At 47.6% G+C, this 12763-nt stretch carries 11 protein-coding genes; 1 reads left to right on the top strand and 10 read right to left on the bottom strand.

Annotated features, from left to right (window positions below):
• Positions 1–17 precede the first annotated feature (17 nt).
• On the bottom strand, positions 18–1820 hold the full coding sequence (gene typA / locus FO447_RS15285) for a translational GTPase TypA (RefSeq protein ID WP_117695513.1): 1803 nt from the start codon (positions 1818–1820) through the stop codon (positions 18–20).
• Positions 1821–2004: 184 nt separating this feature from the next.
• Here typA and rpsO point away from each other — a divergent pair, with 184 nt between their 5' ends.
• Complete coding sequence (gene rpsO, locus FO447_RS15280) at positions 2005–2274, top strand: 30S ribosomal protein S15 (protein WP_022122065.1); 270 nt, start codon at positions 2005–2007, stop codon at positions 2272–2274.
• Between the two features lie 218 nt (positions 2275–2492).
• On the opposite strand, the gene folK is transcribed toward rpsO, so the two are convergent.
• The 9 genes from folK to FO447_RS15235 all read right to left on the bottom strand — a co-directional run bounded on the left by folK (position 2493) and on the right by FO447_RS15235 (position 12755).
• Positions 2493–2900: a 2-amino-4-hydroxy-6-hydroxymethyldihydropteridine diphosphokinase gene (gene folK / locus FO447_RS15275; protein WP_117587514.1), complete on the bottom strand. Its 408-nt coding sequence runs from the start codon at positions 2898–2900 to the stop codon at positions 2493–2495.
• 93 nt (positions 2901–2993) lie between these two features.
• On the bottom strand, positions 2994–4178 hold the full coding sequence (gene queA / locus FO447_RS15270; RefSeq protein ID WP_117587517.1) for a tRNA preQ1(34) S-adenosylmethionine ribosyltransferase-isomerase QueA: 1185 nt from the start codon (positions 4176–4178) through the stop codon (positions 2994–2996).
• Between the two features lie 13 nt (positions 4179–4191).
• A complete protein-coding gene (gene truB, locus FO447_RS15265; RefSeq protein WP_117695514.1) occupies positions 4192–4908 on the bottom strand; it encodes a tRNA pseudouridine(55) synthase TruB in 717 nt (238 codons plus the stop codon).
• Positions 4909–4917: 9 nt separating this feature from the next.
• Complete coding sequence (locus FO447_RS15260; protein ID WP_118151656.1) at positions 4918–5763, bottom strand: undecaprenyl-diphosphate phosphatase; 846 nt, start codon at positions 5761–5763, stop codon at positions 4918–4920.
• 29 nt (positions 5764–5792) lie between these two features.
• Positions 5793–6023: a DUF3098 domain-containing protein gene (locus tag FO447_RS15255; RefSeq protein ID WP_006849068.1), complete on the bottom strand. Its 231-nt coding sequence runs from the start codon at positions 6021–6023 to the stop codon at positions 5793–5795.
• Positions 6024–6088: 65 nt separating this feature from the next.
• Complete coding sequence (locus tag FO447_RS15250) at positions 6089–6967, bottom strand: cell division protein FtsX (protein WP_117695516.1); 879 nt, start codon at positions 6965–6967, stop codon at positions 6089–6091.
• Between the two features lie 286 nt (positions 6968–7253).
• On the bottom strand, positions 7254–8036 hold the full coding sequence (lpxA, locus tag FO447_RS15245) for an acyl-ACP--UDP-N-acetylglucosamine O-acyltransferase (protein WP_153079711.1): 783 nt from the start codon (positions 8034–8036) through the stop codon (positions 7254–7256).
• 30 nt (positions 8037–8066) lie between these two features.
• Positions 8067–9461, bottom strand: coding sequence for an efflux transporter outer membrane subunit (locus tag FO447_RS15240; RefSeq protein WP_200757106.1), 1395 nt, complete (start codon positions 9459–9461; stop codon positions 8067–8069).
• A 27-nt stretch (positions 9462–9488) separates the two neighbouring features.
• Positions 9489–12755 carry an efflux RND transporter permease subunit gene (locus tag FO447_RS15235; protein ID WP_153086893.1) on the bottom strand — a complete coding sequence of 1089 codons (3267 nt, stop codon included), beginning with the start codon at positions 12753–12755 and terminating at the stop codon, positions 9489–9491.
• Positions 12756–12763 lie beyond the last annotated feature (8 nt).

Genomic DNA, 12763 nt, shown 5'->3' with positions numbered 1-12763 from the left:
CACAAAAACATTTCTGCTTAGTCTTTGTTGCTGCGCTTGCGCTTCAGGTGATCGAGCTCAATCTTGCGCATACGCATGTTCTTTGGAGTTACCTCTACGTACTCGTCCTCACGGATATACTCCAGGCACTCCTCAAGACTCATCACGGTCTTAGGGATGACGCGAGCCTTATCGTCAGAACCGGAAGCACGTACGTTGGTAAGCTGCTTAGCCTTGGTTACGTTGACTACCAGGTCGTTGTCGTGAACATGCTCACCTACAACCTCGCCTCCGTAAACCTCCTCACCCGGATCGATGAAGAACTTACCACGATCCTGCAGCTTATCGATAGCGTAAGCAAAGGCAGTACCGGTTTCGAGCGCAATCATGCTACCGTTAGAACGGCGGCTGATTTCACCCTTGTATGGCTGATACTCCTTGAAGCGGTGAGCCATGATAGCCTCGCCCTGAGAAGCGGTAAGCACGTTGGTACGCAGACCGATGATACCACGTGAAGGGATATCGAACTCGATGTCTACACGCTCGCCCATGTTCAGCATAGAGGTCATATCACCCTTGCGGCGGGTTACCATATCAATCATCTTAGAAGCAAACTCCTCTGGTACGTTGATGGTCAACTCCTCTACAGGCTCGCACTTCACACCGTCAATCTCCTTATAAATAACCTGAGGCTGACCTACCTGGAGCTCATAGCCCTCGCGGCGCATGGTCTCGATGAGTACAGAGAGATGGAGCACACCACGGCCTGATACAATCCACTTATCGGTAGAATCCTCGTAAGGCTGTACGCGGAGAGCGAGGTTCTTCTCGAGCTCCTTGTTCAAGCGCTCCTGGATGTGGCGTGATGTACAGAACTTGCCTTCCTTACCGAAGAATGGTGAATCGTTGATGGTGAAGAGCATGCTCATGGTAGGCTCATCGACAGCGATTGGAGGCAGTGGCTCCGGATTCTCGAAATCGCAGATGGTATCACCAATCTCGAACTTCTCCAAGCCGATAACGGCACAGATATCGCCTGAATCTACATGATCGGTCTTCTTGTGGCCCATACCCTCGAAGGTGTGGAGCTCCTTGATCTTGGTCTTCTCCTGGGTTCCGTCGCGGTGGCAGATGGTAACATTCATTCCATCCTTCAATGTACCGCGGTGTACACGACCTACGGCGATACGACCAGTATAAGAGCTGTAATCGAGTGATGTGATAAGGAGCTGTGGAGTACCCTCGAGCTGCTTAGGAGCTGGGATAACCTCAATAATCTTATCGAGCAGATAATCGATATTGTCTGTTGGATGATTATAGTCCTCGCCCATCCAGCCGTTCTTGGCAGAACCGTAAACTACTGAGAAGTCGAGCTGCTCTTCTGTAGCATCGAGGTCGCACATCAGGTCGAATACCATCTCGTACACCTCTTCAGGGCGACAGTTAGGCTTATCTACCTTATTAACAACGACGATAGGCTTCAGTCCGAGCTGCAATGCCTTCTGGAGCACGAAACGGGTCTGAGGCATCGGACCCTCGAAAGCATCGACGAGGAGGAGGCATCCGTCTGCCATGTTGAGCACGCGCTCAACCTCACCACCGAAGTCAGAGTGTCCAGGAGTATCGAGGATATTAATCTTAGTACCTTTCCAATTGATAGATACATTCTTTGAGAGAATGGTGATACCACGCTCGCGCTCCAAGTCGTTGGAATCGAGCACTTCGCCGCTGTTATCCTGGCCGTCGCGGAACAGCTTACCGGCGAGCATCATCTTGTCGACCAATGTAGTCTTACCATGGTCAACGTGTGCAATAACTGCAATGTTTCTAATGTCTTGCATTTTAATTTTTACCTTAAATACTTAAATTTGGGTGCAAAATTACAAAAAAATCCCGAAATGTTTGCATAATTCGGCAAAAAGTTGTATCTTTGCACCGCATTTTTAATGAAACCACCGTGAGGAAGGTCATCAGATGCACAAAATTAAACATATTCATATTTTATTAAATTAAGTTTTTACAGCTATGTATTTAGACAAAGCAAAAAAAGAAGAGATCTTTAGCAAGTACGGAAAGTCTAACTCTGATACTGGTTCAGCTGAGAGCCAGATAGCATTGTTCTCATACCGTATTGCTCATTTGACGGAACATGTTAAGAAGAACCGTAAAGATTATACTACAACACGTGCGTTGACACAGCTTGTAGGAAAGCGTCGTGCATTGCTCGATTACTTGTATGATCGCGACATCAATCGCTATCGTGCTATCATCAAGGCCCTCGGTCTTCGTAAGTAATCAGCTTAGGCAGACACATTGCTTAACAGAACAGAATCCCATCGTTCGCAAGAGCGGTGGGATTTTTCTTGCATAAAAAAAGAATATGATTCATTTCTTAGAACAGCACTTTGTAGAACTTGTAACCACAAACCAGCATCATCTATCTGACGCTGGCAACCATCCTGTTGCTCTACCAAAAACTCCTAGCCCGTTTTTGCATACTTACTAAATTTAAATTACCTGAGTATCTCCTTCAGCGGTTTCATCACGAATTCACGCTCCTCCATCAACGGATGAGGAACCTTGAAATCGGGCTCATCTATCACCAAGTCATCTATCATCAGGATATCAATGTCGATGATGCGGTCATGGTATTCGCTATCCACCGACTTCATGGTACGCCCCATTTCGCGCTCTATGCGCTGCGTAGCCTCCAGCACCTGGCGCGGGGCCATCGTGGTGAGAACCAGCACACAGGCATTGATATAGTCGTTGGGAGATGAATAGCCCCAAGGCTTGGTTTCGTAAAGAGCAGACTGGCGCTCTACCACACCAATCTGCTCTCCTATCTTTTCTATTACCTCGCGAATGTTGCGCTTTCGGTTGCCCAAATTCGTACCGAGACTTAAATATACCTGATACATACTTATTCACACTTTCATAAAATTGTGGATAACTAAGCTAAAACCTAGAATATCAACAACTTCTATGTGTAGAAAAACTGTTTATACCACTGTTTAATCTGGAAGCATCAACAATGAATCACCATAGCAGCCAAACATATAGCCATTCTTCACAGCCATCTTGTATGCCTCGTAAACCAACTCGTAACCGCCAAAGGCTGCAGTACTCATCATCAGGGTTGACTCCGGATGATAGAAATTGACTACGGCACAGTCAGCAAGACCAAAATCGTATGGAGGGAAGATGAACTTGTTGGTCCATCCATCGAAAGCCTTCATCATACCATCGGTGCCTACAGCCGTTTCTGTTGCCTTCATCACACTGGTACCGATAGCGCAGACGCGATGGCCGGCAAGTTTGGTCTTGTTAACCAGATCACATGCCTCCTGGCTGATCATCATCTGCTCTGAATCCATCTTGTGCTTGGTAAGGTCCTCCACCTCAATATCGTGGAAATTGCCCAGACCGCAATGCAGGGTGATATAAGCCTCGTTGATACCGTTGATCTCCATACGCTTCATCAGCTCGCGTGAGAAGTGAAGACCGGTAGCAGGTGCAGTAACAGCACCCTCTACCTCAGCGAAAACACATTGGAAATCGTCCATATCATCCTCTGTAGCGTGATGATCCTCACGTGCATCGATAACGTAGCGAGGAAGCGGAGCCTCGCCTAGAGCGAAGAGCGAACGCTTGAAGACATCATGATTGCCATCCTCATCATAGAGGAAACGGAGGGTACGTCCACGGCTGGTGGTATTGTCGATAACCTCGGCAACCATCTCGTTGACATCATCGAAGAAAAGCTTGTTGCCGATACGGATCTTGCGGGCAGGCTCTACCAATACGTCCCAAAGGCGCATCTCAGGATTGAGCTCACGGAGCAGGAACACCTCAATCTTGGCATCGGTCTTCTCCTTGGTACCATAAAGACGGGCTGGGAAAACCTTGGTATTGTTGAAGATGAAGGTATCGCCCTCTTCGAAGTAATTCACGATATCCTTGAACTGCAGGAATACTGGATTGCCATCGGCATCAACCATATCCTTGCCGTTTTCATCTTTCTTGTACATCTCGATGGTTTCTGACTTCTTGTGGAGAACCATGAGTCGGGACTCATCGCGGCGAGTAATCTCGAATGTACGTTCACCACTAGCCGTTTTTACCACGTGCTTTGCCTTATGTGGATAAAGTGCCACCTGATCTTTTGGCAACTTAAAGTTAAATTGTGATAGCTTCATGTTATATTTTTTATTACTTGGATGGCTGAAGGCTGTCTTCGAGAGGCTGCTCATCAAGCCATTCCTGGAAATGATCAAAACTGATGCAGTTTTCTACTGCGAAACTTCCTGCCTTGGTACGGCGGAGGGCGGTAAGGTAGGCGCCACTATCGAGAGCCCTGCCGATATCACGGGCGAGGGAGCGGATGTAAGTGCCTTTGCCGCAAACCACACGGATGCTGGCGGTCTTCTCCTCATCGTTATAATCGGTGAGTTCTATCTCGTCTACACGCACGGTCTTCGGCTTGAGCTGAACCTCTTCGCCTGCCCGGCGCAAGGCATAAGAGCGGTCGCCATTCACCTTTACGGCGCTGTAGGTAGGCGGAACCTGCTGAATCTCGCCCACAAACTGCTTAAGCGTTTCCTCCACCAGCTGGCGGGTGATATGCTTCGTAGGATAGGTGTGATTCACGCTGTGTTCCTTATCGTAGCTGGCGGTAGTAGCACCGAGCTGCAGGGTAGCTGTATACTCCTTAGTATGGGTCTGCAGCTGTTCTATCTGCTTGGTACATTTACCGGTGCAGAGCACCAGCACGCCAGTGGCAAGGGGATCGAGCGTACCGGCATGTCCTATCTTCACCTTAAAACCGAGCTTCTTGCTGAGCAGATAGCGAACATGTGCCAGGGCTCCGAAACTCGACATGCGATAAGGCTTGTCGATGGCAATAATTTCTCCTTTTCTGAAATCCATAGTATATGTTTAGTCAACCATCTGCATATCTACACCGCAAAGGCCGCAGATGATAATGATAAGTCCTACTACGATACGGTACCAGCCGAAAGCTGCAAAACCGTACTTGGTGACATAATTGATGAAAAACTTGATGGCGAGAATGGCAACGATGAATGCCACCACTGAGCCTAATATCAATGTGAACAGGTTGTTGCCCTGGGTGAGCAATGAGCCGCCGCCATGGCTGATGAGCTTATAAACCTCGAGACAGGTGGCGCCAAACATGGTTGGCACTGCCAGGAAGAATGAGAACTCGGCTGCTGCCTTGCGGGTAAGACGCTGGGACATACCACCCACGATGGTTGACATGGAGCGCGATACACCAGGAATCATCGCTATACACTGGATGAAACCGATAATCAGGGCACGCTTGTAAGTAAGCTTGGTCTGTTCGCTGCCTTTATTGAATATCTTATCGCAGAAGAGCATGAAAATACCGCCGATGACAAGCATCCAGCCCACCAGTTGTACATTGCCAAGGTTTGACTCTATGAAATCATTGAAGGCAAGACCCAATACCACGGCAGGCACGGTACCTACAAGCAGACGGGCATAGAAATCGAACATCGCCTTCCAATAGGTCTTCTCACCGGTCTTCACAGCCTCTGGATAGAAGAATCTCTTCCAATACAGACAGATGACAGAAAGGATGGCGCCAAACTGGATGATGACAGTAAAGGCGTTGACAAACTTATCCTGGATATCTACACCCAGCAAATTTTCTACTATAATCATGTGGCCCGTACTGGATACAGGCAAGAACTCGGTCAGTCCCTCTACGATAGAGATAATGATAGTCTGAATAAAATCCATCTAATAATAATATGTATATTAATTATAAATTATTCATTGTCTTTCGGTTTGTGAATCACCGCATAGATGATTGAAAGGAAACCTATCAATGTTACAGTTGGTGCTACAACGATGCGACGGGTACTGAAAATATCAGTATCGAAGGTATGCTCGTTAGAACCGGCGCCACTCATCAGCAGAAAACCGATGATGATAATCGCCATTCCGATGCCTAACAAGATAAAGTTCATCTTGTCGAATGCTAAATTCTTCTTATCCATTATTTTTAATGTTTAATGTGTAATGTTTAATGTTTAATAAAGCAAGAGAATTCTTCACTCTTCCCTTATATTTTATACAAGTCTCCCGCCTTCATCTTCAGGAACTTATTGACTGAGATGCAGGCGCAGAAGGCGGTGATGATGATACCGAATAGGAAGACGGAGCCGCCGGTGATGGCAAGTTCCTGCCAGCCCAAAACATTCATCAGTTCCGGTTCGTGGAGCGACCATGCATAGAGACAACCGCCCAGAAAACCATCTGCCAGCAGGGCTGAAACAACACCCACAAGCACAGCCTTGCGCAAGAACGGACGGCGGATAAAGCCCCAGGATGCACCTACCAACTTCATCGTATGGATGGAGAAACGGCGGGCATAGATGCCCAGACGCACCGTATTGTTAATCAGCGAGAACGAGATGAAGGTGAGCAGGGCTGCTACAATCAGTAATCCGATACTGATCTTTGCCAACGAATTGTTCACCTGTTCTATCAGGTCGTGCTGATAAGTAACCTCGGTAACACGCGGATATGCCTTCAGTTCCTTGGCAATCCACTTCAATGAATCATTGTTCGCGTAATCTGCCTTCGTCGTAATCTCTATGGAAGGCTGGAAAGGGTTGACACCGGCAAACTCGCTCGGGTCGGCACCCAAATCGCGGGTAGCTTCTTTCAGTGCCTCTTCCTTGGTGATATAAGTCAGCGTATTGACATAAGGTCTTGCATTCAGGCGTTTACACATCTGCAATCCCTCCGGGTTAGTCATATCCTGTTCGAGCATCACCTGTACCACGAGATTCTCCTTCACATAGGAAGATAGATTACGTCCCATGAGGACAGAGAAGATAACTAATCCCAACAAAATGAGCACCATAGCGGTACTGATACACAAAGTAATGACCTGCAATCCACGATGATTGCTAGGCTTATATTGTTTCTTTCTCATTTTTAAAAATCTTTACTAACTTAAAACCAAAAGGGCACAATGACCCAAATTGTCTGCAAAGATACGCATAAACGAAGAAATTACAAAATAAAATAGCATTTATTTACATTTATTCAATTAATTAATCGAACCACAGGCAAAAGTTAAGTTCAATTGAAAAAGGAAAAGGGCCAACCTCACGGCCAGCCCTTCACATACTAAGTAAAATTCAAATAGGTATGACTTGAATTTACTAATTTACAAATACAATATTAGGGATGAAAAAATCCCAACATCTACACAATCTTTACATCTTAGTGATGACACCCTTCTTTGAACTCTCCAGGAACTGGATGATGTTCTGAATCTCCGGTCCATCTGGCACCTGATCCTTGATCTGGTTAATGGCATCGAAGAGGGATGTCTGACCATGGAATACCAGTCGGTAGGCATTAGCAATATGCTTGCGAACCTTCTCGGTAAGCTCAGCTGCTTCCATGATGATGGTGTTAGGACCTGCATACTTCACAGGCTTTCCACCGGCAATGATATAAGGAGGAATATCCTTAGAGAAGGCAGTACCTGCCTGAATCATCGCCAAGTCGCCTACTCTAGTCTTGGCGTTCTCTACTACAGATGTTGAGTAGATGACACCGTTACCAATCACACAGTCGCCCGCAATCTTGGTACCATAACCGAATACGCAACCGTTGCCGATTACGGTATCGTGAGAGACATGGGCACCTTCCATCAGGAAGTTGTTGTTGCCCAGAACGGTCTTGCCGCCCTTATGGGTACCACGGTTGATAACCACGTTCTCACGGATGGTATTGTTATCGCCGATGACTACCTCACTCTCCTCACCTGTAAAGTGGAAGTCCTGTGGGAGCGCAGCGATAACGGCTGCCTGGAACACCTTATTATTATTACCCATGCGAGTACCGTTCATAATGCTCACGAATGGATAGATGGTACAGTTGTCGCCGATGACCACATCGTCCTCAATATAGGCGAATGGATATATCTTGCAGTTGTCTCCAATCTTAGCCTTTGGAGAAACCTCTGCCTTTGGACTTATTATACTAGCCATAACTATAAACTATTAATTATTAACTATAAACTACTTAGCTCCTCCACCCAATGCATAGTAGAGATTTACTACTGCCTGCATCTTGTAGAAGTCATCAGCTACCTTAGAAAGCTGTACGTTGAGGAGTGAAGACTGTGCCTGGATGATTTCAAGGTAAGAGCTGCCTGCAATACCCATCAATTCCTTGGTAGATTCTACATTCTTCTCGAGTACTTCTATTCGCTTCTGCTCTATCTTGCTCTTCTCATCAGAGTAGTTGTAGAGAACAAGCGCATTGCTCACCTCGCTACCAGCCTTCAGCACGGTATTCTGCCAGGTGTTGTAAGCCTGCTCATACTGCATCTTAGCCACCTTTAAACCGGCAATGATACGGCCGTTCTGGAAAATTGGCTGGGTAAGAGAACCTACAGCTGAGAGCAACCACTTACCTGGGTTCACGATGCCCATACCACCTGAATTGGTGAAGGCACCTGTACCGGAAATTGTGATAGATGGATAGAACTTGCTGCGGGCGGTCTCTACACCATAGAAGCACTGGGCAAGATTCATCTCGGCTGCGTGGACATCAGCACGGTTGTTGAGCAACTGGATGCCTACACCGGTTGAGAAATTAGATGGAAGACTCTGGTTATCCAACTTGCCACGGGCGATGCTATGTGCCTGGTCGCCGATGAGCAGACTCAGAGAGTTCTCTGTCTCACGAATCTGGCGCAACAGATCGGTCTTCTGGGTCAACACAGAATAGTAGTTAGACTCAGCTGACTGGATGGCTGGTGTACGGTAACCCAATCTGAGATCGTGCATCTTCTGCATAGTCTCCCAAGTATCCTTGGTCAATCCTTCCATATTGTTAACCAACTCCACCTGCTTGTCGAGCATCAACAGAGTATAATACATGTTGGCGATGTTGGCGATGAGGTTGGTCTTGACAGATACCTGATAATCCTGCAACTGGAGCAGCGCCATCTGGGCACTGCGCTTCTGAGAGAGCAGGTTGCCGAAAAGGTCTACCATCCAGCTGGCTGTAACAGGCATCGTGTAAGTCTTGGTGGCAGCCTGACCATCCCAGGAAGCGATGGTTCCCTGAGGAGTGAAAGCCAGAGAAGGCACGAATGCCAACTTGGCACACTTCAGCTGCTCTTCTGCTATCTTCACGTTCAAAGCCGCATTGAGGAGGTTGACATTGTTGTTCAATCCCTTCTCAATGATTGACTGGAGCTGAGGATCGGTAAAGACACTGCGCCAAGGGATATTGGCGAAGGTAGTAGTATCCTTTACAGCCAATGTATCTGTATCAGAAGCTACATCGCGAACGATACCGCTGGTCTTCACCTCCGGACGCTCATACTTTCCGTAGAGTGTCTTGCAGCTGCTCAGGGAGAGCGCTGCGAGACCCAATATGATGATATTTAAATTCTTTTTCATTGTTTCCTTTGAAGTTACATTGCGTTATTACTTCTTCTCGATACCCTTCATTTCGTGAGCGGCGTTGGCATACTGCTCCAATTCGGCAGCTACCTCCTCGTTCATCTCGTCCTCGAACTTCATTGGGGTCAACTTCTCCTGCAACCACTGGAAGACTGCAAAGAGAGCAGGAACCACGAAGATCTGACAGATAGTACCGATCAACATACCACCTACGGCGGCAGCACCCAAGGTCTGGTTACCATTCTTACCTACACCTGATGCGAACATCAGAGGCAACAGACCGATAACCATCGCCAGAGAGGTCATCAGGATAGGACGGAGACGGGCACCGGCACCCAGGATAGCTGAGTACTTGATAGCCATACCCGTACGACGACGCTCGAGGGCAAACTGTACGATAAGGATGGCGTTCTTAGCCAACAGACCAATCAACATAATCAACGAAATCTGCATGTAGATATCGTTAGAGTGACCGAAGAGGTTGGTGAAGATGAACGCACCTGCCAAACCGAATGGGATAGACAGCACTACAGACAATGGCAAGATGTAACTCTCGTACTGGGCACTCAAGATCAGGTAAACGAATACGATACAGAGTGCAAAGATCAAACCTGTAGAGTTGCTGGATTCAGCCTCAGAACGGGTCAAGCCAGAGTACTCATAGCCGTAACCCTCTGGCAATGTCTCCTTGGCAACCTCAGCAATCGCCTTCATACCGTCACCGGTAGAGTAACCACTGTTAGGAGTTACAGATACATCCATAGAGGTAAACAGGTTGAATCGGGTGATGTTAGCAGGACCATAAATCTTCTTCAAGTTCACGAACTCGCTTACAGGAGACATGGTGCCATCAGCACAACGCACATAAATCTTGCTCAGATCGTCTGGACGCATACGACTCTCAGGACCAGCCTGAATCATCACACGGTAGAGCTTACCATAAGCATTGAAGTTAGATGCGTAGAGACCACCGAGATAACCCTGCATCACAGCCAATACAGAAGATGGAGAGATACCTGCCTGCTTGGTCTTGGCAACATCTACATCCACCATATACTGAGGATAGTTAGGGTTATACTGAGTCTGAGCGGTCTGAATCTCAGGGCGCTTGTTCAACTCAGCCAGGAACTTCTTCACATTATCAAAGAACTTGTTCAAGTCGCCACCAGTCTTATCCTGCATGGTCATGGTGATACCATTCTGCATAGAGAAACCGGAAATCATAGGTGGAGCAAAGGCAAGAACCTGTGCATCCTTGATCGTAGCAGTCTGCTTGTAGATCATACCCAATACAGAAGTATATTCCATTGGGTTGACAAACAGCGCCTCGATACCGCCACCTGTACAAGCCTCCTTGATACGGTGGAAGAATCCACCCGGACGCTCCTCGAATGGCTTCAGCTTCACGATGATGGTACCCTGGTTAGAACCGGCACCACCGATAAAGCTATAACCCATGATGGCATTACGGGTTGCGATGGCTGGGTTGCTAGCCAGCATCTTATCTACCTGCTTAACGACCTCGGCTGTGCGTTCCTGAGAAGTACCAGGAGCTGTAGAGATACAAGCGAAGATAGTACCGGTATCCTCATCAGGCACCAGACCCGTCTTGGTAGTACCCATCAGGGCAACCAGACCTACGATGCTGACAGCCACGAGGCTACCAGCGATGACGCCATGATTGATAACCCACTTGACACCACCCTTATACTTATTGGTAATCTTATCAAACTGATAGTTGAATCCAGCGTGGAAACGGTCTACGAAAGACATCTTCTTCTCGTGACCCTCCTCGTGTGGCTTCAGCAATACGGCACAGAGCGCAGGAGACAAAGTCAACGCGTTGATAGCCGAAATAACGATAGATACCGCCATGGTTACACCGAACTCACGGTAGAAGTAACCGGAAGTACCACCGATGAATGATACAGGAACGAACACGGCAGACATCACCAATGTTATAGAGATGATGGCGCTTGAAATTTCGTTCATCGCATCGATAGATGCAGTAAGGGCACTCTTGTAACCCTGGTCGAGCTTGGCGTGAACCGCCTCGACCACCACAATGGCATCATCGACCACAATCGCAATAGCCAGCAGCAGGGCTGACAGCGTAAGCAGGTTGATGGAGAATCCGAAGATCCAAAGGAAGAGGAACGTACCGACCAGAGCCACAGGTACGGCAATCATAGGAATCAGCGTAGAACGGAAGTCCTGCAAGAAGATATACACTACGATGAACACCAGTACCAGGGTAATGATCAAGGTGAAGATAACCTCCTCGATAGATGCGAACAAGAATTCGGTAACATCCATCAGGATGACATTCTTCAACCCAGGAGGATAACTCTTCTCCAGTTCATCCAACGTCTTCTTTACGTCGCTTGCAATCTGGGTAGCGTTGGATCCGGCAATCTGCTGAACCATACCCAGCACGGCAGGCTGACCATCATTGAGCAGGTTTACATTATACTGCAAACCACCCAACTCAACCTTGGCAATTTCGCCCAAACGGAGCGTCTGACCGGAAGTATTGCTCTTGATAAGGATGTTCTCATACTCCATTGGAGTCTTCAAACGCCCCTTGTAACGCAAGGTATATTCATACTGCATATCAGAGCTCTCACCAAAGCTACCAGGGGCAGCCTCGATATTCTGCTCTGCCAAAGCCTGAGAAACATCAGAAGGAACCAGTCCGAACTCCTTCATCTTCTCTGGCTTCAACCAGATACGCATAGAGTAGTTACGGGTAGAAGGGCTCTGCACATCACCCACACCACTGATACGCTTCAACTGAGGAATGACGTTAATCAGGGCATAGTTGGTAACAAACTGGTCGTCGTAACGGCCATCGTCTGTAGTCAGAGCGAACATGATAACGTTGGAACTCTGACGCTTGGTTACAGTGACACCCACCCTGGTAACCTCGGCAGGCAGCAGAGACTGCGCCTGAGACACACGGTTCTGTACGTTGACCGCAGCCATATCTGGGTCGGAACCCTGCTTGAAGTAAACGGTAATCTGAGCAAAACCAGAGTTAGACGCAGAAGAGGTCATATAAGTCATGTTCTCCACACCGTTGATATTCTCCTCCAGCGGAGCAACGACAGAGTTCAACACCGTCTGGGCATCTGCACCCGTATAGGTAGCAGTTACCGTGATGGTAGGCGGCGCGATATTCGGATACTGCTCGATAGGCAGCGATACCAAGCCGATAATACCCAGCAAGACGAAGAAGATGGAAACCACCGTCGAAAGTACCGGGCGCTTTATAAAGTTTGTAAATGACATAATTTACT

This window comes from Segatella copri (genome assembly GCF_015074785.1).
Classification (GTDB): Bacteria; Bacteroidota; Bacteroidia; order Bacteroidales; family Bacteroidaceae; genus Prevotella.
The sequence above is the reverse complement of the archived record's forward strand: the minus strand, read 5'-3'. Positions and strand labels throughout refer to the sequence as shown.